This is a genomic window from Streptomyces araujoniae, from assembly GCF_050871195.1.
GTDB classification, from domain to species: Bacteria; Actinomycetota; Actinomycetes; order Streptomycetales; family Streptomycetaceae; genus Streptomyces; species Streptomyces bacillaris.
Window position 1 is genome coordinate 4,811,617 of record NZ_CP194070.1, and the last position, 21,204, is coordinate 4,832,820.

General features: G+C 70.5%; 25 protein-coding genes. 12 read left to right on the forward strand and 13 right to left on the reverse strand.

Features of this window, described 5'->3' with window-relative positions; all coding sequences use genetic code 11:
- Nucleotides 1–40 precede the first annotated feature (40 nt).
- The 4 genes from ACQ9ZG_RS20700 to ACQ9ZG_RS20715 all read right to left on the reverse strand — a co-directional run bounded on the left by ACQ9ZG_RS20700 (nt 41) and on the right by ACQ9ZG_RS20715 (nt 4,440).
- Nucleotides 41–1,000 (reverse strand): phage distal tail protein, encoded by a 960-nt coding sequence (locus tag ACQ9ZG_RS20700; protein ID WP_109915952.1) that lies wholly within the window; start codon nt 998–1,000, stop codon nt 41–43.
- Between the two features lie 76 nt (nt 1,001–1,076).
- Nucleotides 1,077–2,363 carry a phage tail family protein gene (locus ACQ9ZG_RS20705; RefSeq protein ID WP_499281042.1) on the reverse strand — a complete coding sequence of 429 codons (1,287 nt, stop codon included), beginning with the start codon at nt 2,361–2,363 and terminating at the stop codon, nt 1,077–1,079.
- Nucleotides 2,360–3,559: a phage tail protein gene (locus tag ACQ9ZG_RS20710; RefSeq protein WP_109916055.1), complete on the reverse strand. Its 1,200-nt coding sequence runs from the start codon at nt 3,557–3,559 to the stop codon at nt 2,360–2,362. Before ACQ9ZG_RS20710 ends, ACQ9ZG_RS20705 begins: the two co-directional genes overlap by 4 nt.
- 38 nt (nt 3,560–3,597) lie before the next feature.
- Nucleotides 3,598–4,440, reverse strand: a complete 843-nt coding sequence (locus ACQ9ZG_RS20715) for a hypothetical protein (protein WP_146225744.1) — start codon at nt 4,438–4,440, stop codon at nt 3,598–3,600.
- 68 nt (nt 4,441–4,508) lie between these two features.
- Here ACQ9ZG_RS20715 and ACQ9ZG_RS20720 point away from each other — a divergent pair, with 68 nt between their 5' ends.
- Nucleotides 4,509–4,946 carry a hypothetical protein gene (locus ACQ9ZG_RS20720; protein ID WP_181398275.1) on the forward strand — a complete coding sequence of 146 codons (438 nt, stop codon included), beginning with the start codon at nt 4,509–4,511 and terminating at the stop codon, nt 4,944–4,946.
- Nucleotides 4,947–4,989: 43 nt separating this feature from the next.
- Here the strand turns inward: ACQ9ZG_RS20720 and ACQ9ZG_RS20725 are convergent, their stop codons facing one another.
- The 4 genes from ACQ9ZG_RS20725 to ACQ9ZG_RS20740 form a co-directional block, all read right to left on the reverse strand.
- On the reverse strand, nt 4,990–5,328 hold the full coding sequence (locus tag ACQ9ZG_RS20725; RefSeq protein WP_109916057.1) for a hypothetical protein: 339 nt from the start codon (nt 5,326–5,328) through the stop codon (nt 4,990–4,992).
- A 65-nt stretch (nt 5,329–5,393) separates the two neighbouring features.
- Complete coding sequence (locus ACQ9ZG_RS20730) at nt 5,394–5,684, reverse strand: hypothetical protein (protein ID WP_019765136.1); 291 nt, start codon at nt 5,682–5,684, stop codon at nt 5,394–5,396.
- 98 nt (nt 5,685–5,782) lie between these two features.
- Nucleotides 5,783–6,391 carry a phage tail tube protein gene (locus ACQ9ZG_RS20735; RefSeq protein WP_028416692.1) on the reverse strand — a complete coding sequence of 203 codons (609 nt, stop codon included), beginning with the start codon at nt 6,389–6,391 and terminating at the stop codon, nt 5,783–5,785.
- A 352-nt stretch (nt 6,392–6,743) separates the two neighbouring features.
- Nucleotides 6,744–7,154 (reverse strand): phage tail termination protein, encoded by a 411-nt coding sequence (locus ACQ9ZG_RS20740; protein ID WP_019765138.1) that lies wholly within the window; start codon nt 7,152–7,154, stop codon nt 6,744–6,746.
- A gap of 400 nt (nt 7,155–7,554) precedes the next feature.
- Here ACQ9ZG_RS20740 and ACQ9ZG_RS20745 point away from each other — a divergent pair, with 400 nt between their 5' ends.
- Complete coding sequence (locus ACQ9ZG_RS20745; RefSeq protein ID WP_420881519.1) at nt 7,555–7,839, forward strand: hypothetical protein; 285 nt, start codon at nt 7,555–7,557, stop codon at nt 7,837–7,839.
- Between the two features lie 79 nt (nt 7,840–7,918).
- On the opposite strand, the gene ACQ9ZG_RS20750 is transcribed toward ACQ9ZG_RS20745, so the two are convergent.
- Entirely contained in the window at nt 7,919–8,125 is a 207-nt protein-coding gene (locus ACQ9ZG_RS20750; RefSeq protein WP_499281043.1) for a MerR family transcriptional regulator, read from the reverse strand.
- Nucleotides 8,122–9,111: a hypothetical protein gene (locus ACQ9ZG_RS20755; RefSeq protein ID WP_499281045.1), complete on the reverse strand. Its 990-nt coding sequence runs from the start codon at nt 9,109–9,111 to the stop codon at nt 8,122–8,124. Before ACQ9ZG_RS20755 ends, ACQ9ZG_RS20750 begins: the two co-directional genes overlap by 4 nt.
- A gap of 195 nt (nt 9,112–9,306) precedes the next feature.
- Here ACQ9ZG_RS20755 and ACQ9ZG_RS20760 point away from each other — a divergent pair, with 195 nt between their 5' ends.
- The 6 genes from ACQ9ZG_RS20760 to ACQ9ZG_RS20785 all read left to right on the forward strand — a co-directional run bounded on the left by ACQ9ZG_RS20760 (nt 9,307) and on the right by ACQ9ZG_RS20785 (nt 14,807).
- Entirely contained in the window at nt 9,307–9,750 is a 444-nt protein-coding gene (locus ACQ9ZG_RS20760) for a helix-turn-helix domain-containing protein (protein ID WP_099219711.1), read from the forward strand.
- 312 nt (nt 9,751–10,062) lie between these two features.
- On the forward strand, nt 10,063–10,434 hold the full coding sequence (rpsL, locus tag ACQ9ZG_RS20765; RefSeq protein ID WP_003948652.1) for a 30S ribosomal protein S12: 372 nt from the start codon (nt 10,063–10,065) through the stop codon (nt 10,432–10,434).
- 2 nt (nt 10,435–10,436) lie between these two features.
- Nucleotides 10,437–10,907 carry a 30S ribosomal protein S7 gene (gene rpsG, locus ACQ9ZG_RS20770; protein WP_003966970.1) on the forward strand — a complete coding sequence of 157 codons (471 nt, stop codon included), beginning with the start codon at nt 10,437–10,439 and terminating at the stop codon, nt 10,905–10,907.
- Nucleotides 10,908–10,945: 38 nt separating this feature from the next.
- A complete protein-coding gene (fusA, locus tag ACQ9ZG_RS20775; protein WP_028416687.1) occupies nt 10,946–13,075 on the forward strand; it encodes an elongation factor G in 2,130 nt (709 codons plus the stop codon).
- A gap of 157 nt (nt 13,076–13,232) precedes the next feature.
- Nucleotides 13,233–14,426: an elongation factor Tu gene (gene tuf, locus ACQ9ZG_RS20780; RefSeq protein WP_018490814.1), complete on the forward strand. Its 1,194-nt coding sequence runs from the start codon at nt 13,233–13,235 to the stop codon at nt 14,424–14,426.
- A gap of 171 nt (nt 14,427–14,597) precedes the next feature.
- Nucleotides 14,598–14,807: a hypothetical protein gene (locus tag ACQ9ZG_RS20785; RefSeq protein WP_109915935.1), complete on the forward strand. Its 210-nt coding sequence runs from the start codon at nt 14,598–14,600 to the stop codon at nt 14,805–14,807.
- A 240-nt stretch (nt 14,808–15,047) separates the two neighbouring features.
- On the opposite strand, the gene ACQ9ZG_RS20790 is transcribed toward ACQ9ZG_RS20785, so the two are convergent.
- From ACQ9ZG_RS20790 to ACQ9ZG_RS20800, 3 genes are all read right to left on the reverse strand, one after another.
- Nucleotides 15,048–15,773, reverse strand: a complete 726-nt coding sequence (locus ACQ9ZG_RS20790; RefSeq protein ID WP_018490816.1) for a S1 family peptidase — start codon at nt 15,771–15,773, stop codon at nt 15,048–15,050.
- Between the two features lie 128 nt (nt 15,774–15,901).
- A complete protein-coding gene (locus ACQ9ZG_RS20795) occupies nt 15,902–17,938 on the reverse strand; it encodes a PIG-L family deacetylase (RefSeq protein ID WP_499281625.1) in 2,037 nt (678 codons plus the stop codon).
- A gap of 331 nt (nt 17,939–18,269) precedes the next feature.
- Complete coding sequence (locus ACQ9ZG_RS20800) at nt 18,270–18,740, reverse strand: GNAT family N-acetyltransferase (RefSeq protein ID WP_109916117.1); 471 nt, start codon at nt 18,738–18,740, stop codon at nt 18,270–18,272.
- Between the two features lie 495 nt (nt 18,741–19,235).
- Here ACQ9ZG_RS20800 and rpsJ point away from each other — a divergent pair, with 495 nt between their 5' ends.
- Genes rpsJ through rplW form a run of 4 tightly spaced genes read left to right on the forward strand, consistent with a single transcriptional unit; the run spans nt 19,236 to nt 21,181 of the window.
- Nucleotides 19,236–19,544 (forward strand): 30S ribosomal protein S10, encoded by a 309-nt coding sequence (gene rpsJ / locus ACQ9ZG_RS20805; RefSeq protein ID WP_003948644.1) that lies wholly within the window; start codon nt 19,236–19,238, stop codon nt 19,542–19,544.
- 14 nt (nt 19,545–19,558) lie between these two features.
- Complete coding sequence (rplC, locus tag ACQ9ZG_RS20810; RefSeq protein ID WP_003966960.1) at nt 19,559–20,203, forward strand: 50S ribosomal protein L3; 645 nt, start codon at nt 19,559–19,561, stop codon at nt 20,201–20,203.
- Between the two features lie 4 nt (nt 20,204–20,207).
- Entirely contained in the window at nt 20,208–20,858 is a 651-nt protein-coding gene (gene rplD, locus ACQ9ZG_RS20815; protein ID WP_018490819.1) for a 50S ribosomal protein L4, read from the forward strand.
- Nucleotides 20,858–21,181, forward strand: coding sequence for a 50S ribosomal protein L23 (gene rplW, locus ACQ9ZG_RS20820; protein ID WP_003966958.1), 324 nt, complete (start codon nt 20,858–20,860; stop codon nt 21,179–21,181). The genes rplD and rplW overlap by 1 nt, the downstream gene beginning before the upstream one ends.
- The last annotated feature ends 23 nt before the right edge of the window (nt 21,182–21,204 follow it).

The window sequence follows — 21,204 nt, forward strand, 5'->3', positions numbered from 1 at the left end:
TCGCGCTCCGCGCCGCCTCGACGGCGGGTGCGCGAGGGGCTCACCAGTGGGCGTCGCGCCACCGGACGGTGACGGAGGCCTCCGGGGCGGGGGTGGTGTCGTTGGAGCGGAACGCCAGCTCGGTGGCGCCCGGCGCCAGACCGAACAGCTGCTCGGGGGCGGAGGCGGCGGTGGCGGTGTAGAGGCGGGAGGCCGTCCCGTTGAGCAGGACGGTCCCGGCCTCGGTGTCGACGCCCAGCACGTCCTGGGGGCCGAGCACCATGTCGTACTGGAGCTGCCGGCCGTCGGTGAGCCGGGTCAGCGTCGGGCGCCGGACCGGCCCCCGGAACTCGATCAGCGGATGGGCCGTCGCCGAGCCCGCGTTGACGGCGGTGCAGGAGCCGGAGGCGCCGGTCCCGGCCGGGCCCGTGAGCCCCCAGTCCAGCGGCCACTCCAGGCCGAGCCCGCCCTCCTCGGCCTTCTCGGGCCAGAGCAGCCCCGGCTCGGGGACCGGCAGCCGGGCGCGGCACTCCCGGAGCACGGCGCCGAAGCGGCGGGGGTCGGTGGCCGTCCACTGGAGAGTGGTCTTCGAGGCGCCGTGCACCACGTAGGACCGGTCCTGGGGTACGACCTTCCGGCTGATCCGGGCCCGTACCGCCAGGGTCTCCCCGTGCAGCCGTACCGCCAGCCAGTCCTCCGAGCCGTCCGCCCCGGTGGCGTCCCGGAAGGCGGTGGACACGGCCAGGGCGTCCCCGGCGGTGCGGGGCAGCAGCCAGACGGTCGCCCCGACGAGCCGGGACTGCGCCCACTGCGCGCCGGGCCAGGCGCCGTGCCGGTCGGGACGGGAGACGTCGCCGCTGTCGAGGGTCGGCAGGTCGTCCCAGCCGGTGATGCCGGTGCGGTCGATCTCGTACGGGGTACCGGGGCCCATCAGCAGTCCGGCCCACTGGATCTGCCCGTCGCGGGTGATCAGTGAGCCGGGTGCGGTCTCGTACGCGTATGTGGTTGTGGTCTCGGCCATGAGGGGCCGTCACCTCGCTTCGGTCGTCGGGCGGCTTCAGCCGTGGGGCTGCGTCAGTCGTGCGGCGGTCGGGGGCTCATGCCGCCGCCCCGTGCAGGAACAGCAGGTCGGAGGCGATGGCGAGCGGGCCGCCGCGCCCGGCCGCGTGGTACGTGCGCAGCCGGGTCCGCTCCGGGGAACCGGCGGCCCGGTCCGGCCGCGGGCCCGCCTCGGCCGGGCGCAGCCGGCTCAGCGCGGAGAGCGGCTGGACGGAGGCGGCGCCCGAGCGGCCGCCCGCGGGCTGGACGACTCCGCCCTCCGCGAGCTGCGGGATCTTGGGCAGGTCCACGCCGAACTTCTTGCCGAGGACGGAGAAGCTCAGCTGGTTGAGGCCGTCGACGACCCAGTTGGCGAAGGAGATCAGCGCCTTGACCGGGCCGGTGACGGCGGCCATGACGCCCTGCATCCCGGTGGAGACGAAGTCGCCCATGCCGTGCAGGGTGCGCGAGGTGGCGTCCCTGACCCGGGTGAACATGGCCGGGATGCGCCGGGTGATCCAGTCCAGGGTGGGCTGGATCATCCGCCGGAAGCCGTTCCAGGCCCCGCTCACCAGCCCGGTCACCGCCCGGGTCGCCGAACCGACGGCCGTACGGGCGCCGTTGAAGCCGGCGGACAGGGCGGCGCCGATCCCCTTGAGCACCGCGGTGACGATGGTGCGTACGGCGGTGAACCGCGCGGAGACGACCTTGGCGTACCCCTGCACGACGGGCCCGAGGAACTTGCCGATGGCCCGGAAGACCGCCAGGACCTGGTCGAAGACCTGCTTCATGATCTTCTGGCCGGTCTGCGAGCTGAGCGCGTACTCGATGAGGAAGCCCGCGAGCGGCACGATCAGCCCGAGGACGAACCCGAACGGATTGGCCCGCATCGCCACGTTGACGGCCGTCACCGCACCGGCGGCGACGGTGAGCGCCCCGCCGAAGAAGCCCATCAGCCCGGAGACCGTGCCGGTGCCCTTGCCCAGGATCCCGGCCACGCCTCCGAAGGCGGTGGAGCCGGCGGAGAGGGGGCCGAGCGGTGCGGCTGCGGACCGGGCCCCGCCGCTGCCGGTACGGAGCCTGGTCGCCGTGGTCCCGGCGGTGCGGCCGGTCTTCGCCACCGCCCTCCCGGCCGCGTCCGCCCCGGTCCTCAGCTGACGCAGGGCCGGGTCGGCGGAGGCCGCGCCGCCCCGGATGCCGTCGGAGGCGGACCGGGCCCGGCCGACGTCCCGCACGGCGTTGCGGAGGGAGGTGCCGGCCGCGCCGAGCCGAGTGCGGAAGGCGGCGAGCGGACCGGCCACGCCCGCGAGCGGGTCGGCGCCCGCCCGGATCGCTGCCGTACTCATCCGCGCGCCTTGGAGAGGAACAGCAGGGCGGCGGCGGTCTCCTGGAGGTCGGCGGAGGACGCCTCGTAGTAGTGCTCGATCTGGAAGCCTGCGACGGCCCCGGTCGTGGCGTTGTACGCGTCCGCCCGGGAGCGGCGGGCGGTGTGGCGCAGCAGCCGGTCCAGCTTGGAGAGCGGCAGGACGGCCTCGGCCTCACCGGCCTCCGCGACGATGGCGTGGACACCTCCGTTGCGCGGCTGCACGATGCCGCCGGCCGCGAGCTGCGGGATCTTCGGCAGGCTGATGCCGAAGCTCTTGCCGCCGACGCCGGGGACCCAGCCGGGGATGGAGACCTTGATCCGGTTGAGCCGGTCGATCGCGGAGTTGATGAGCCGGATCACCGCGTTGACCGGCCCCCTCACCGCCCCCGTGATCCGTCCGAAGGCCCGGCCCGCGATGTCCTTGAGCCCGCCCCAGACGGCGGAGAGCCGCTCCCTGACCCGGCTGAAGGCCTGCGGGACGGTGTTGCGGATCCAGTTGACGACGGGGGTGATGACCTTCCGGATCCCGTTCCAGACGCTGGAGATCACGCTCCTGATCGCGTTCATCACCGTCGTGATGAGCTTGCGCCAGGCGTTGAAGTAGGTCGTGATGACGGCGGCGACGGCCTTGACGACCACGGTGACGGCCTTCTTGATGCCGTTCCAGACCGTCTTCATCAGGGCGCCGGCCTTGGTCATGATCGGCCCGACGGCCTTCATGACCGTGCTGATGACCTTCCTGATCGCGTCGAAGGCGACCTTGAGCACCTTCTGCAGGGTCTTGGAGCGGGACGCCATGTCGACGACCCGCTCGATGAGCGGGGCGAGCAGCGAGAGCAGCTGCCCGATGATGTTCCCGCGCATCGACTTGTTGAGGCCGTTCATGCCCTTGGACGCCTTGTCGGCCCCGGACTTGAACGTCCCGATCTGCGTACCGCCCTTCTGCCCGGTGGTCCCGGCCTTGGCGAGCGACCGCTCGGCCTTGTCGGCGGAGCGCTGCAGGGTGGACAGCTCGCGGGCGGAGGTCTGGGCGGAGGCGCGGATCTTCTTGAGCTCGCGGTCGCCGGTCTGCGCGGAACGCCCGAGCCCCTGGGCGGAGCGGGCGGCGGCGTCGGTCTGGCCCTTGAGCCGCTGCAGGGCGGATGAGGCCCGCCCTGCTGCTGAGGAAAGAGACATGGGTCAACTCCGATCGGCGAGCGGTGTCCGCGACACGGTCACAGGGCTCGCTCAAGCGCTCGGGAACGGTCTTCGACGGCACGGAGCGCGGACTCCAGCTGGCGCAGCCGGGCGGCATCCTGGGCGGCTCGGGTAGGACCGCCCAGGACGCGCCGCTGCCGCTGGCTTTCAGCGGTCGCGCGCCGGGCCGCGACCTCACCACGGGAGGCGCTCGCCGTGCTCCGCTGGCCCTGGAGCAGTCCTCTGATCGCGGTGTCGTGGCGTGTTGCCCTGCCGCGTAGCGCCGAGACCGAACTCTCCAGGCGATTGACCCGAATGTTGGTGTTCCGCGTCCGGGTGCGGACGTTTGTGAGACCTTGCTCTATCCGTTGTAGACGCCTGTTGTCTCCGCTGGACGTACCGGATTCCTCGTCGCGTGAACCGCCGTCCTCTGGATTATTGCGCCCCGTACGCCTCGAAAAGATCGAACGCACTCTCCCGGTGACGGACTCCTCCCAATTCGGAGTGACGTTCACCCCGAGAATCTCGATGCCGGTCGGCCCCAGCTTCAGCATGTCCGGTGCCACGGTGAAGACGGTCGGATCGAGTTTCACACCCTGGAGACTGGAGTACAGCCACTGTTGGGATACGGACGCGTTATTTTCGACGAAATCCTCACCGAGGAGACCCGACCACCGGGCTTCCGACCATTCCTTCGGATCCTGCGGTGGATTTTCCAGCGAATTCAGTCGCTCCTCAACCCTGGATACGTCGTCCTTCCGATTTTCGTCAGCGGTCCGGAGGCTTTTTATTTTTCTCTGTGCCGCCTCCAGGTCGTCCGAGATCTCTTTCATTTCCTTGATCAAGGACCTGATGGCTTCGGCGCCTTCATCTTCGTTCATGCTCCTCACCTCCTGGAACATAGGCATTGCCTGCTGATGTGCTCCTGGGTGCATGTTAAAATTCGCCCATGACGCTCATGGGGCACATCCTTGTCGCTCTTCTGGCTTTGTCTTTTCCCGTTGCTTTTCTTTTCCTCGGCGCTCGGGCAGTGCGTCTGAGGGCCCTTCAGGCGCGTCTTCTGTCGGGCGGAAAAGGAATGAGCACTTCCGGTGTATGTGTGAACCTGAAATGGACAGGGGAGGGTCTGGTTTCGAGCGGTATCAGGTACACGGACACTGAAGGGCGTTCCCGTGTTGCATGGACCAGGCCCCGCCGTACGATTCCCGTGCAGGTCGGGAAGCCGGCTCGTGTGCTCTACGACGTGGAGCACAAGGCCGAGCCGGTCGTCAATGATGAAAGCCCCAAGGTCGGTTCGTACGGTGCGGGAGGATTCTTCTGCGCGGTGGGCCTGGCGGCGCTCATCGGCTTGGTGACCTTGATCGTCCAAGGCCCGCTGTTCGGTTGAGCGGCCAGTACGGGGGCGAGCTCGGGCGGCCGCCGCGACCGGATCAGGCGAAGAAGCGCAGGAGTTCGGTCCGGCTCGGCGCCTGGGCGGGGCCGGGCTCCTCGTCCGGCGCCTCCCTGGCCTCCGCACCGTCCCCCGGCCTCGGCACCGGCACCGGCGCCTCAGGCGGTTCGCTGTCCTCGTCCGTGTTGACCGAGGCGAACATCCAGTTGGCGGCGGCGAGATGGTCCACCGCCGCGGCCAGCAGGTAGTCGGACACGGTCCACTCCGCGCCGTCCCCGTCGAGTTCTCGGGAGACGGCGCTGTCGCGTGGCATGTGCTTGACCAGCACCGCGAGCCGGCGGGAGGTCAGCCGGCCGCGGTGCCAGTCCAGCAGGTCCACGCCGTAGTGCCGCAGCAGGTCGGCTTCGAGGGCCTCGGCGTGCTCGGTGACGAACGCGTCGAGGCTCAGCCTTCCCCCAGGCCGAGCCCGGTCTCCTTGCCGTACGCCTCCAGGAGTGCGGCGATGTCCTGCATGGTGATGTCGTGGCGCTCGAAGCGGCCGAACTGCTCCTCGCCGAGCAGCAGCCGCAGCAGCCCGTCCACGTCGTTGTCGTCCAGCGAACGCAGCGCGGCGGCGGTGGCGCGGGTCAGCTCGGTGGGCAGTTCGAAGGTGTCGCCGTCCAGATCGAACGACCAGGTGCGGCCGAGCGCCTCCAGGCGCTGGGCGCGCGCCGCGTTCACGTCGAAGGAAGCCATGCGGTGTCTCCGTTTCAGGGGGGTGCCGGAAGTGAGGTGCCGGGGCGGGGCCGGCGTGAACCGGCCCCGCCCCGGCGGGTGTTGCGGGCGTACGGGAGTTACGGCGCCGGGACCGTCGGCACCGCGTAGGCCGCGTCCTTCATGACGAAGGTCGCCAGCGCCTGGCCTTCGCCCGGCGACAGCGCGGTGAAGGTGACGCCCAGCTGCGCCGCCGCCTTCCGGGCGAGCTTGATGTCGTCGGTCGCGGTGACCTGGCCGCGCGGGATGACGAAGCGGTACGTGACCTCGGAGCCGTCGGTGAACTCCAGGCCGAGGGCCCGCTCGTCGAAGGTCGGTCCGTCCGGCACGTCGAACTGGAAGACGTTCGCCGCCTCGCCGTCCTTGCGGATGTCCGTGGACTTGCCGCCGAGGAAGAACGGCAGCGTGTCCTCGTTGAACTGGAGCATCGCGAACTTCAGCGTCAGGTCGCGGTCCGCGTAGACGAACCGGGCCGGGCTGATGGACTGCCACGTCTCGACCGGGTCCAGCTTGTCCTTCTTGGAGAAGGTCACGCCCTCGGTGGAGGTGTAGCCCAGATCGGTCCAGGCCGGGCCCCAGTCGGCCGCCGGGTTGTCGGAGAAGGCCTCCGGCAGCGGGGCGTCGATCTCGGCGACGAGGATGCGGCCGGTTCCGGCCACGCGGATCTCGGAGGCGTTGTTGCCTGCCATGGATGGCTCCTTGGGTGGTTGGCCCCTGGAAGGGGCGGGTGTGGTGCGCTGGTGGTGCCTGGGGTGGTGCGTGCCGTACCGGGTACGGCAAAGGCCCCGCCCGAGGGGCAGGGCCTGGTCTGTGGGGCGCGTACGGCCGGTGTGCGTACGGGGATCGCGGGCGCACGGGTCCCGGGGCGCGCCGCCTCGTCGGCGTACGGCCTCGAAGGCGTACCGACCGCGGTGGGGCGTACGGCCATCGGTCGGCCGGTGGTACGGGACCGGCCCAGCGCTCACGCGCGCGGTCGGGGGCGTACGGGACCGGTACGAGGCGTACGGGCCGATCCGGGGCGTACGGGACCGGCGCGCCGCGTCAGCCGATGCGCAGCGAGACGCGCAGGACGCAGAGGTAGCGGTTGGCCGCCGGGTACAGGTACTCGGGCAGCCAGCGCGGGCCGTCCGACTCGACGACATCGCTGATCACGATGTTCGTCCCGTACCGCCGGCCGACCGCGGCGAGCAGTTCGGCCCGGGCGGAGTTGGCCAGGCGGTGGGCCGTGGCCTTGTCCGGCCCGTAGGCCTCCAGCTCGATCAGCGGCTGGTCCAGGTGGAGGTCGTCGATCCAGGCGCCACCGCGCCGGGAGACGATCACCGCCTTCTGCGTGCCGTCGAAGCCCGGCGGCGGAGTCTCGTCCACGACCGCGTCCGCCAGATCGGCGCGCTCGGAGAGAAGCTCCACGACGATGGCTTCCACGTCGGGGAAGGTGCTCGGAGGTGAGGTCATGGCAGGGCGATCACTCCTGTTCGCGGAGGTGGTGAGAGGTGGTGAGAGGTGGTCAGGGAGGCGTCCGGCGGGACCGTTCGAGGCGCGCTCGAAGGGCCGGAACGCGGGCGGCGGAGCCGCGCCCGGAGGGTGGGCGCAGCTCCGCCGCTGCACCTATTGTGACTGAGATCGTGCGAGCGCGCAACCTATTGGCGCGGAGGCGCAATTTCACCGCCCGCGGCTCTCGTGCGATTCGGGGTCGTCCGCGCCCCCTCGGTGTGCGGCGGGGCCTGTTCTCGTCTCCCGCATCCCCGCCCCCGGTGCGTTAGTCTGCGGTTATCGAACTGACATTCGAAAGGCGGCGGTTCTGCGGCGGGAAGCGCCCGGACGAGGCATGTGGAGCGAGGGAGCGGGGGAGCGGGTGGACGGGAGTGAGCCGGTGATCGGTGCCCAGGAGAGGCTGGCCGATGTCGTGGCTGCGGCGGTCGAGGTGGCCGCGGAGTCGGGGGAGTCGGGTACGTACACCGCGGAGGTCGCCCGCACGCTCACCGCCGTCGTCGGCAAGGTCGGCGCGAGAGTCGCCGTCGAGGCGGAGACCCGGGGGTTCCGCAGCGGCTGGGGCGAGGCGATCGCCCTGGTGGCCGGGGGTACGGAGGGCGGCGCCCAGGTGCTCCGCATGGCGAACGTGAACGTGCCGGAGAAGTAACCGGGGAGCCTGCGGAGGCGGGAACGGTGAGAGGGGCGGCACCCGCGGGGTGCCGCCCCTCCTTCACCGCTCCTGTCGTTCAGCGCGCCGTCGGCGTCCTGCGCCGGGCCGCCCGTTCCGCCGCGAAGACGTCCGCCAGCCGGAACGTGTGCGCCCGGCCCCGCCGGCCCGCCGGGCTGAGGTGGCCCAGCTGGACCCACTTGCGGATCGTCGCCGGGGTCACGCCCGCCTCGTGGGCGGCCAGGGCGCCCGTCACCAGGGTCGGTGCCCCGTCCATGCCCCTCATCGGCTGCCCTCCCGCCGTGCGGTGCCGGCCGTGCCGGTGGTGGGGCCGGTCTCCCGCCGCGCCGTGTCCGTCGTGCCTGCGGTGGGGGCCGTCTCCCGCCGTGCGGTGTCCGCCGTCGAGGCGGTCAGCTCCGCGAGATCGGCGCCCGACTCCGCCGCGAGCCGCGCCCAGGCGCCCTCGCTCCACGCGTGGCGGTGCGCCGGATCCGTACGGCAGTCGCAGGCCCGGTCCGCGCAGCGGCAGGCCGGGTTGACGCAGAGGACCGCGCGGCGCGCGGGGAAGGCCCGCAGCGAGACCGAGTCGCACCAGGGGCAGCGGCCGCTCACCCGCACCACCGGTTCGGCGCCGCCCAGGGCCCGGGTGCAGCGCCGGGCCATCCGGCGGACCTCGTCCCGGACGTGGGCGAGGAGGACGTCGTCGCCGGCGGCCCGGTCGAGCAGTCCCGCGACGCGCAGCAGCCGGCCGGGCACCTGCTCGCGGCGCGGGCGGGGCAGCCGGAGCCGGTCGTGGACCGCCTCGTCCAGCTCGATCACGCCATCCGTGATGTCCCGTACGGCGTCGGAGACGTGCAGCCGGAGCGGCGAGGTACGGGCTCCGGACGGGGTGAGGCCGTGCGCCTGCTCGGCGCGCAGGGCCTCCTCGCGCTCGGCGCGGGTCGGGCCGGCCGGGGCCCGGTGGGCGCGGGCCGGGATCGCGCGCGGGGCGGATGGGGAGCGGTAGGCGGGGGCCAGTTCGGCGAGCAGCTCCGGGTACTGGCGCAGCAGTAGCTCGATCCAGAGCACGGCGTCGGCGGTCATGGCGTCCGCTGCCATGGCCGGGGCGGTCGCGGTGGCCGCGGACGGACCGCCATCGGACGTCCGGTCTCCAGGCTTCCGGTCACCGAGCCCCCGGTCTCCAGGCTTCCGGTCACCGGGCTTCCGGGCTTCGGTCCGTGTCCCGGCTCCGGATGTCCGTGTACTCGATGTGGACGTGTTCGGTGTGTTCATGGCGATCCCTTCTCCCCGCACAAGGTGTTGCGAGTCCGCACCCTGACATGTTGCGCGCTCGCACGCAAGGAGGAATTGAGAGGTCCGCCACCTTTATCTCCACAGATTTTGCCCAAACGGTATGGGTGGGCGGGGTAATTCCTTGCGCGCAAGCGCGATAGTGTGATGGTTGCTTCGGAGGGAGGCGAGTGCCCCATGACCACGGGCGAACTCGACAGCTTCGCGACCTGGATCGAAGAACTGATCCGTCGGCGCGGCTTCGACATCGACAGTCCACGCGGCGGCGGCAAATCCCGTCTCGCCGACGAGGCCGGGGTCCACCGGGCCGCCATCACCCGTCTCCTCCAGCGCCAGAGCATGCCCGACCTGGAGACCACCAGGCGTCTCGCGCAGGTGCTCCAGGTCCCGGTGCGCGACATGCTCATCCGCTCCGGCCGGCTCACGGAGGAGGACCTGCCGCTGCCCGGCGCCCCCGCGGGCGCACCGGCGGCGGGCGGCCGCCCGCTCACCCTCGAAGAGGCCGCCGTGGCACTCGGCGTACCGGCGGACCAGCGCGAGATGTTCGTCCGGGTGGCGGGCCAGTTCCTCCCCGACCCGGCGGTCACCGCCGGGCGCCGGGCCCCGCTCGCCTCCGAGTGAGCACGGGGCCGCGGCGGGCGCTGTCGATCTCGCGACGGCCCCGCGCGAACCGGTCCCGCCCCCGGCGTGTCGGGGTGGACAGCATTTGTTTTGACCCAGGTCCGTGAGGTAGGTACGCTCAAGCCTTGTGCCTGGGGTGTGCCTGGGCTCCGGTGCGTGTCCTCAACCGCACCGCGAGTCCGTCCGTAGCCACCGCAATCTGTGCCCTGCCGCCCCTCGGGCGGGAGTCCGCAGTATTCGACACACCCGACCGCGTGGGTCGGTGATGTTCCAGGTTAGTTTCACGAACGGCACACAGAAACCGGAGAAGTAGTGCCTACGATCCAGCAGCTGGTCCGGAAGGGCCGGCAGGACAAGGTCGAGAAGAACAAGACGCCCGCGCTCGAGGGTTCGCCCCAGCGTCGCGGTGTCTGCACGCGTGTGTTCACGACCACCCCGAAGAAGCCGAACTCGGCCCTCCGTAAGGTCGCGCGTGTGCGTCTGACCTCCGGTATCGAGGTCACGGCCTACATCCCGGGTGAGGGACACAACCTGCAGGAGCACTCCATCGTGCTCGTGCGTGGTGGCCGTGTGAAGGACCTGCCGGGTGTTCGTTACAAGATCATCCGCGGTTCGCTCGACACCCAGGGTGTCAAGAACCGCAAGCAGGCCCGCAGCCGCTACGGCGCCAAGAAGGAGAAGTAAGAATGCCTCGTAAGGGCCCCGCCCCGAAGCGCCCGGTCATCATCGACCCGGTCTACAGCTCTCCTCTTGTCACGTCGCTGATCAACAAGATCCTCCTCGACGGCAAGCGTTCCACCGCCGAGCGCATCGTCTACGGCGCCATGGAAGGCCTCCGCGAGAAGACCGGCAACGACCCGGTCATCACGCTGAAGCGCGCGCTGGAGAACGTCAAGCCCTCGCTCGAGGTCAAGTCCCGCCGTGTCGGTGGCGCCACCTACCAGGTGCCGATCGAGGTCAAGCCCGGTCGTGCCTCCACCCTGGCGCTGCGCTGGCTCGTCGGTTACTCCCGCGCCCGTCGCGAGAAGACCATGACCGAGCGCCTCATGAACGAACTGCTCGACGCCTCCAACGGCCTCGGCGCTTCGGTCAAGAAGCGTGAGGACACCCACAAGATGGCCGAGTCCAACAAGGCCTTCGCGCACTACCGCTGGTAGTCGCTACCCCCATCGAGACCGAGAGAAGACTGAGCCATATGGCCACCACTTCGCTTGACCTGGCCAAGGTCCGCAACATCGGGATCATGGCCCACATCGACGCGGGCAAGACGACCACCACTGAGCGGATCCTCTTCTACACCGGTGTGAGCTACAAGATCGGTGAAGTCCACGACGGCGCTGCCACGATGGACTGGATGGAGCAGGAGCAGGAGCGCGGCATCACGATCACGTCCGCCGCGACGACCTGTCACTGGCCGCTCAACGATGTTGACCACACCATCAACATCATCGACACCCCGGGTCACGTCGACTTCACCGTCGAGGTGGAGCGTTCGCTCCGCGTCCTCGACGGCGCCGTCACCGTGTTCGACGGTGTGGCGGGCGTCGAGCCGCAGTCCGAGACCGTGTGGCGTCAGGCGGACCGCTACGGCGTGCCGCGCATCTGCTTCGTCAACAAGCTCGACCGCACCGGCGCGGACTTCCTGCGCTGCGTCAACATGATCGTGGACCGCCTCGGCGCGACCCCGATCGTCATGCAGCTCCCCATCGGCGCCGAAGCGGACTTCACGGGCGTCGTCGACCTCGTGTCGATGAAGGCCTTCGTGTACCCCGAAGAGGCCGCCAAGGGCGAGATGTACAACATCGTCGAGATCCCGGACAACCTCAAGGAGTCGGCCGCCGAGTGGCGCGGCAAGCTCCTGGAGGCCGTGGCCGAGAACGACGACGCCATGATGGAGCTGTACCTGGAGGGCAACGAGCCCACCCAGGAGCAGCTGCACGAGGCGATCCGCCGCATCACGCTGGCGTCGAAGGGCAGTGCCGACTCCGTCACCGTCACCCCGGTGTTCTGTGGCACCGCGTTCAAGAACAAGGGCGTCCAGCCCCTGCTCGACGCGGTCGTGCGCTACCTGCCTTCCCCCCTGGACGTCGAGGCCATCGAGGGCCACGACGTGAAGGACCCGGAGAAGGTCATCGCCCGCAAGCCCTCGGACGACGAGCCGTTCTCCGGCCTGGCGTTCAAGATCGCGAGCGACCCGCACCTGGGCAAGCTCACCTTCGTCCGGATCTACTCCGGTCGCCTGGAGGCCGGCACCGCGGTGCTGAACTCCGTCAAGGGCAAGAAGGAGCGCATCGGCAAGATCTACCGCATGCACGCGAACAAGCGTGAGGAGATCGCGTCGGTGGGCGCCGGCGACATCATCGCCGTCATGGGCCTGAAGCAGACCACCACCGGTGAGACGCTGTGCGACGACAAGAACCCGGTCATCCTGGAGTCCATGGACTTCCCGGCGCCGGTCATCCAGGTCGCCATCGAGCCCAAGTCCAAGGGTGACCAGGAGAAGCTGGGTGTCGCCATCCAGCGTCTCTCGGAGGAGGACCCCTCCTTCCAGGTGCACTCCGACGAGGAGACCGGCCAGACCATCATCGGTGGTATGGGCGAGCTTCACCTCGAGGTGCTCGTCGACCGCATGAAGCGCGAGTTCCGCGTCGAGGCGAACGTCGGCAAGCCCCAGGTCGCGTACCGCGAGACGATCCGCAAGGCCGTCGAGCGCATCGACTACACGCACAAGAAGCAGACCGGTGGTACCGGTCAGTTCGCGAAGGTGCAGATCGCCATCGAGCCCATCGAGGGCGGCGACGCATCCTACGAGTTCGTCAACAAGGTCACCGGTGGCCGCATCCCCCGTGAGTACATTCCCTCGGTGGACGCGGGTGCCCAGGAAGCCATGCAGTTCGGCATCCTGGCCGGTTACGAGATGGTCGGCGTCCGCGTCACCCTTCTCGACGGTGGTTTCCACGAGGTCGACTCCTCCGAGCTCGCCTTCAAGATCGCCGGTTCGCAGGCGTTCAAGGAGGGTGCCCGCAAGGCCTCTCCCGTGCTCCTCGAGCCGATGATGGCCGTCGAGGTCACCACGCCCGAGGACTACATGGGCGATGTCATCGGCGACCTCAACTCCCGCCGTGGCCAGATCCAGGCCATGGAGGAGCGCAGCGGCGCTCGCGTCGTGAAGGGCCTCGTGCCCCTCTCGGAGATGTTCGGCTACGTCGGAGACCTCCGCAGCAAGACCTCGGGTCGCGCAAGCTACTCGATGCAGTTCGACTCCTACGCCGAGGTTCCGCGGAACGTCGCCGAGGAGATCATCGCGAAGGCCAAGGGCGAGTAACTCTCCCGAGCACACGCTTTAGGCTTGTCACCGGAGCCGGGCGGGCATGCGGCACAGCGCGCGAGCACTGTGCCGCATGCCCCCGGCGCCGGCACCCCAGCAAAGATCACCTGGCGCCGATGAAGCAAGGCGTACAGAACCACTCAGGAGGACCCCAGTGGCGAAGGCAAAGTTCGAGCGGACTAAGCCCCACGTCAACATCGGCACCATCGGTCACATCGACCACGGTAAGACGACCCTCACGGCCGCCATTACCAAGGTGCTGCACGACGCGTACCCGGACCTGAACGAGGCCTCGGCCTTCGACCAGATCGACAAGGCTCCCGAGGAGCGCCAGCGCGGTATCACCATCTCCATCGCGCACGTCGAGTACCAGACGGAGTCGCGTCACTACGCGCACGTCGACTGCCCCGGTCACGCGGACTACATCAAGAACATGATCACGGGTGCCGCGCAGATGGACGGCGCCATCCTCGTGGTCGCCGCCACCGACGGCCCGATGCCGCAGACCAAGGAGCACGTGCTCCTGGCCCGCCAGGTCGGCGTCCCCTACATCGTCGTCGCCCTGAACAAGGCCGACATGGTGGACGACGAGGAGATCCTGGAGCTCGTCGAGCTCGAGGTCCGTGAGCTCCTCTCCGAGTACGAGTTCCCGGGCGACGACGTTCCCGTCGTCAAGGTCTCGGCGCTCAAGGCCCTCGAGGGCGACAAGGAGTGGGGCCAGTCGGTCCTGAACCTGATGGCCGCCGTGGACGAGTCCATCCCGCAGCCCGAGCGTGACGTCGAGAAGCCGTTCCTCATGCCGATCGAGGACGTCTTCACGATCACCGGTCGCGGTACGGTCGTCACCGGCCGCATCGAGCGTGGTGTCCTCAAGGTCAACGAGACCGTCGACATCGTCGGTATCAAGACCGAGAAGACCACCACCACGGTCACCGGCATCGAGATGTTCCGCAAGCTGCTCGACGAGGGCCAGGCCGGTGAGAACGTCGGTCTGCTCCTCCGTGGCATCAAGCGCGAGGACGTCGAGCGCGGCCAGGTCATCATCAAGCCGGGTTCGGTCACGCCGCACACCGAGTTCCAGGCGCAGTCCTACATCCTGTCGAAGGACGAGGGTGGCCGTCACACCCCGTTCTTCAACAACTACCGCCCGCAGTTCTACTTCCGTACCACGGACGTGACGGGCGTTGTGACCCTTCCCGAGGGCACCGAGATGGTCATGCCGGGTGACAACACCCTCATGGACGTCGCGCTGATCCAGCCGGTCGCCATGGAAGAGGGCCTGAAGTTCGCCATCCGTGAGGGTGGCCGGACCGTGGGCGCCGGCCAGGTCACCAAGATCATCAAGTAGTTTCTGCTTGGTCCTTGGACCTGGTGGCTCACTGAGCTGCACGAAGGGCCCCGCACCTCTTCCGAGGTGCGGGGCCCTTCGCCATGTCCGCATCGCCACCGACCAGGGCAGGATGTGGACTCGCGGCCCTGCCCGTCGTACCTCTCCGCCCCTGAACCCGAGGTGACCCGCATGCACCGCCTGCTCCACGCCACCCTCGCGACCGCCGCACTCGCGGGCCTCCTCCTGCTGCTGCTCCTCCCGGCCCGGGAGGCGGACAGCGTGCTCGTCGCCCTCGCCCTGGCGGCGCTCGGCGGCGCGGCGTCGATGGCCTGGTTCCGGTTCCTCTGGGGCCTGTACCTGGCCCCCGGCCGGAAGGCCGGGGCCCGTAAATGGATGTAGGGCCCCGGTACCTCAGGGCGGCGAGGTAAGGGGGCCCTACGGACTACGGGGACGGCGGCCGGTCAGGTGTCCGCCGTCCCGGCGGGTGGGGTGGCGGGCCGGCCGGGCGGTGCCACCTCCGGGAGGAGCGGGCCCGTGCGGCGGCGCCGCCGCCCCTGAGGGCGGCGGGCCCGACGGGCGTCGCTCCCCCCGTGAGTGGCGGCCCGGTCAGGTGGCCGCCACCCCGGATGTGACGGCCGGTCAGACGCCCGCGATGGACTGGATCCAGGAGCGGTACGCGGTGACGTTCGTGTACGCCGTCGTGGTCTGGCGGTCGCTGGTGGAGGCCACGCCGACCTGGATGCCGTTGGCCGTCATCGGGCCGCCGGAGTCGCCGCCGGCCGTGATGCCGTTGCCGCGGCGGGCGCAGATGGCCGAGCCGCCGTACGCGTCACCGCAGCCGCCGGTCACCGTCACGTTGGCGACCTTCAGGTAGCGCGACTGGCAGTTGGCCTCCGAGCCGCACTGCGAGGTGGCGCCCCAGCCCCAGACCTGGACGCTCTGGCCGACGCTCACCGAACCGGGCGAACCCAGGCGGGAGTAGGTGGTCTGCACGGAGCGGTCCAGGCGGACCAGCGAGATGTCGGCGCTGTGGTTGTACGTCTGGACGCCGTTGGCCACCACGCCGCCGCTGTGCTGGTCGAGGCTGCCGATGCGGAACGACAGCCCGCCGCCGGTGACGCAGTGCCGGGCGGTGAGGATCCAGGTCGGCGCGATGATCGTCGCCGAACAGGTCTCTCTGCCGTTGGAGAAGAGCCGCGCGGCCCACGGCGCGTTCTGCGCGAGACCGCCGCCGATGATCTGCGTGGTGGGCGGCGGGGCGTCCGTGAGCGGGGGCTGCGGGGCGGCGGTGGCGGCGGGGGTGAGAAGAGCGAGGACGGTGGCCGCGGCGGCGAGGGCAGCGGGAACGAGCCTTGCTATTCGCATGGTTCCTCATTTCGGGGATCACGCTGAGGGGCGTGTTTGTGGGGGTTGACGGCCCCTAGGTTGTCGAAGAACGGACCCCGCCGGGTACTAACGCTTCCCCATAACGTCGCGTTATGCCCCGGTGAACACTAGGTGGCGGTACCCGGTCGCCAGATCCACGGCGCCGCGTCCGGCCCGAACCCCACGACCACCGGTGCGCCGTCCGCGCCGAGGTGGAGCGCGGCCCCGTCCAGGGCGACCGGTCCCTGAGAGCGTACGGCGGTGGCCCCGGCGGTACGGAGGCGGAGGGCGCCCTCCGCCGTGCGGCCCAGCAGGACCGGGCCCCGGGGCGTGGCCGCCGCCGCCACCGGACCGTACCCCTCGAAGCCGGGCGCCGAGGTGCTCCCGCTGGTCAGGGTCGTGAGGTCGGCCGCCGCTGCCGCCCGGTAGTAGAGGTCCACCGAGCCGTCCGGCGCGGGGACCGCGGCCGGGGCGTGCGCGGGGACCGGCGCCTCGGTGAGCTGCGTGCGGGCGGTGACGTCCGTGTCCGGGGCGTCCTGGGTCCAGTGGTGCACGCTGTGGTGCCCGGCGGCGTGGACATGGACCCGCCCCGCCGTGTCCACCACCGCGCTCAGCCCGTCCTGCACCTCGCCACCGCCCAGATCGCGCCACGCGCCCCAACCGCCGTTCCCCGCTCGGCGGATCCGGGTGCTCACCCCCTTCTCCGCGTTCCGCACGAAGAGGTGGACGCGGCCGTCCGGGGCGGTCACGGCGACCGGTATCCCGATCCGGCGGCCGTGATCGCTGCCCGTCGCCGGGTTGCCGAGCCCCTCCCAGGCGCGGAAGGGCCCGCCCGGCGAGCGCTGCTCCAGCACCACGATCTCGCGCTCGTTGTCCGAGCCGTGCCCGCCGAGCGCCGCGAACCGCAGCCCGAACAGCAGTTGGCGCCCGTCCGCCGTGACCGCCGAGCCCAGCACCGGGGCGAGCGGGCCGCCGCCGAGGTCGTCCGGCGCCTCCCACACCCCGCTGCCGGGCGCGCTCTCGCGCCACCGCACCGCGCGCAGCCCCAGCACCCCGTACGCGGTGAGCCGGCCGTCCTCGCCGGAGACCACGGCCGCACGGGGGCCGGGGTAGCGGTGGTGGGTCGAGCGGACCCAGCCTTTCCGGTTGGTCAGGGGGCGGTCGCCGCCCACGTTGTAGTCGCCGCAGCCGGCCGGGTTCCCGCACTCCCAGTCGGGCGAGCCGCCGTACGGGACGAGATGGGCGGCCTTGCGCTCCAGCACCTCCGGCGGGAGGTTCTTCGGCCAGTGCCGGTTGTAGTAGCCCCGGAAGGAGGAGACCGTGAACCCGGGCACCGGCTCGCCCGCAGCCGTCGCGCGCGCCACCCAGCGGATCAGCGCCGCCCAGGAGAAGCAGGCCGCCGCCGTGTGGTCGGCGTGGTCGGAGTAGCCGCGCTGCTCGCTGTCCCGGCGGCGCTCGGACTCGCTGCTGAACTGGAGGTCCGGGTCGGGGTCCAGGGTGTGCACGAGGGTGGGACGGTACCGCTCCAGCAGCCCCGCGAGGACGTCGACGAGACCGTCGTACGTATACGAACCCGCCTTCTCCAGCGGGGAGTTGTCGGCCACCACCGTACGCAGCACGAGCCGCCGGTCCCGCCAGAGGCTCGGCAGCCCGAGCCGCCCCCGCCCGGTGTGCATCGCGGTGTTGAGGAAGACCAGCTCCACCCGGCGCACCCCGTCGGTCAGCACGTTCACCTCGGCCCGGTGGCCGCCGTGCAGGGCGAGGACGGAACGCTCCCAGGACGTGAAACGGTCCAGGCCGAGCAGGACGGCGTACGCCTGGCGCAGCCCCTGGTGGCGGGAGGAGGAGTACGCGGTCCTGTCGGCGGCCGGGCGGGGCGCCCCGGGGATCCTGTTGACGCCGTCCGCCTCGCCCGCCGTGAGATAGACGCAGACCAGCGGGGTTCCGGCGTCCAGGGACTGCCGGGTGTCCGGGTTCATGAAGTAGAGGTCGTCGTCCGGGTGCGCCAGCAGCTGCATGATCTGCGCCCGCCGGGTGGTCGCTATGGCCAGCCCGGGCGCCGGGTCCGCCATCGGGCCCCGGCGCCGCGGAGCCGGTACGGCACAGCCGGCGGCGGCGGTCGCCGCGGTGGCCGTGGCGGTCAGCAGGAGCGTGCGCCGGGGCATCCGCATCCGGGACAGGAGAGATCGGTCCACCACGCCACGCACTCCGTCCGCTCCCGCTTCCCCCGCAGCGGGCGAACGGTCGCCCCGCGCTGCGTACTCCCGGCTCTTCGCTCCTCGCGCAGGTCAGCGGCTGGTCGAGCGGCGCCTGCGGGGGGAGAGACGGGGATCGGGGCGGCCGGGTTGCCCGGTCGGGCTGTGGCGTCGCGCACCACGGAAGCGCGGACGACGGAGCCACGTACGACGGAGCCACGTACGAGGAAGAAGCCGTGCACCACGGCGTCACGCACCACGGCGTCACGCACCACGGCGTCACGCGCCGCGGGGCCGCGCGTCACGGGGTCTCGCGCACCACCGGCTCGCGCACCAGGAACACGTCGACCGCGTCCTCCCGCTCCCGTACGAACCCGTGCCGTTCGTAGAGCCGCCGGGCCGCGCTGCCCCGCAGCACGTCCAGCCGTACGGTCAGACGCTCCGCGTCCGCGCGGGCCAGCACCGATCGCAGGACGGCCGAGCCGATGCCGTGGCCCTGGAGGGCGGGGGAGAGGAGGAAGTTCTCCAGCCACCAGCCGTCCGCGCCCGGCCGCAGCGTCACGCATCCCGCGAAGGCGCCGCCCGACTCGATGACCGAGGTGTGCCCGGGGAGGAAGGCGTCCCGCAGCCGCTGCCGCACCCGGTGCTCGTCGTACCGCCCCAGCCGCTCCAGGTCGGCGCGCATGACGACGGCCCGCAGCTCGGCGACGGCCTCGACGTCCTCGGGTACGGCGGGGCGGAGACTCCAGTCGTACGGTGTGATCGTCGGCATGGCCGGATTCTGCCAGGGCCGGGCGGCGCCCCTCCCGGGCCCTGGGGGAGGGGCCGGACGCGGTCCCGTGCGACACGCGGCTCCGCCGGATGCGCGCCCGCGTTTGAGTACTCGCTCGCACGGGGTAGGATTCCCGACTCGATTGGCCAGGCCCGCGCCCCGTATGGCACACTGACCAGGTTGCTCGGTTGAGTGTCAATGCTGCGCGCCTCCCGCCGGGAGGACCGGAAGCGAGTCCCACAGTACTCGTCGGCTCTATAAGGGCCGGACGTACGGGAATCTTCCGGGAAGCAAGGCAGGGCGCCGGCCAGGCACCCGGTGGGTGTTCCACCCCCGGCTCCGCGGTCCTCGGGCCCGCACCCCCTTGGTTGGGATCTCCTTCGGGAGATTTTCGTAGAGGGGATGCGACACGCCCGACCGCGTGGGTCGGCGGAGGAGTCCAGAGAACCCCCGGGTTCCAGAGCGTTAAACAGAGAGACAGGACTACTAGTAGCCATGGCGGGACAGAAGATCCGCATCCGGCTCAAGGCCTACGACCACGAGGTCATCGACTCCTCGGCGAAGAAGATCGTCGAGACGGTGACCCGCACTGGTGCGTCGGTCGCGGGCCCGGTGCCGCTGCCCACTGAGAAGAACGTGTACTGCGTCATCAAGTCGCCGCACAAGTACAAGGACTCTCGCGAGCACTTCGAGATGCGCACCCACAAGCGCCTCATCGACATCCTCGACCCCACGCCGAAGACGGTTGACTCGCTGATGCGTCTCGACCTGCCGGCCGGCGTCGACATCGAGATCAAGCTCTGAGGGGACGGGCCGAGATGAGCAAGAACATCAAGGGCGTCCTGGGCGAGAAGCTCGGCATGACCCAGGTCTGGGACGAGAACAACCGGGTCGTCCCGGTGACCGTCGTCAAGGCCGGGCCGTGCGTCGTGACGCAGGTTCGCACCAACGACAGCGACGGCTACGAAGCGGTCCAGATCGCCTTCGGCGAGATCGACCCGCGCAAGGTGAACAAGCCCCTCAAGGGTCACTTCGCCAAGGCCGACGTCACCCCGCGCCGCCACCTGGTGGAGCTCCGCACCCCTGACGCCAGCGAGTACACGCTGGGCCAGGAGGTCACTGCCGAGGTGTTCGAGTCCGGCGTCAAGGTCGACGTCACGGGCAAGAGCAAGGGCAAGGGCTTCGCCGGTGTCATGAAGCGTCACAACTTCAAGGGCCTCGGCGCCGGGCACGGCACCCAGCGCAAGCACCGTTCCCCCGGTTCCATCGGTGGCTGCGCCACCCCTGGGCGTGTCTTCAAGGGCATGCGCATGGCGGGCCGCATGGGTAACGAGCGCGTCACCACCCAGAACCTGACCATCCACGCGGTTGACGCGGAGAAGGGTCTGCTCCTCATCAAGGGCGCGGTCCCCGGTCCGAACGGCGGCCTCGTCCTGGTCCGTACCGCGGCCAAGGGGGCTTGAGGTAATGAGCACCATTGACATCCTTTCGCCGGCAGGCGACAAGGCCGGTACCGTCGAGCTCCCCGCGGAGATCTTCGACGCCAAGACCAGCGTTCCGCTGATCCACCAGGTCGTTGTCGCTCAGCTGGCGGCTGCCCGTCAGGGCACGCACAAGACCAAGACCCGCGGCGAAGTCCGCGGCGGTGGCAAGAAGCCGTACCGCCAGAAGGGCACCGGCCGCGCCCGTCAGGGCTCGACCCGCGCCCCGCAGTTCGCCGGCGGTGGCGTCGTCCACGGCCCGCAGCCGCGTGACTACTCGCAGCGGACCCCGAAGAAGATGAAGGCCGCCGCCCTGCGCGGTGCCCTCTCGGACCGGGCCCGTCACTCCCGCATCCACGTCGTCACCGGCGTGGTCGAGAGCGAGATCTCCACCAAGGCCGCCAAGGCGCTCCTCGGCAAGATCTCGGAGCGCCCCAACGTGCTCCTGGTCGCCGAGCGCTCCGACGAGGCCGCGTGGCTGTCCGCGCGCAACCTGCCCCAGGTGCACATCCTGGAGCCGGGCCAGCTCAACACGTACGACGTGATCGTCTCTGACGACGTGGTCTTCACCCAGGCCGCCCTCGAGTCCTTCGTGTCTGGCCCCCAGACCGCTGAGACCGAAGGGAGCGCCGCCTGATGAGTGAGGCGACCGTTACCAGCAAGACGTACTCGGACCCGCGTGACGTTCTCGTCAAGCCCGTGGTCTCCGAGAAGAGCTACGCGCTGCTCGACGAGAACAAGTACACGTTCATCGTCGCGCCCGGCTCCAACAAGACCCAGATCAAGCAGGCCGTCGAGGCGGTCTTCTCGGTCAAGGTCACCGGGGTCAACACGATCAACCGGCAGGGCAAGCGCAAGCGCACCCGCACCGGTTTCGGCAAGCGCGCCGACACGAAGCGCGCCATCGTGACCCTCGCCGAGGGCGACCGTATCGACATCTTCGGCGGCCCGACCTCCTGACGGAGGTCGAGACGTCCAGGATC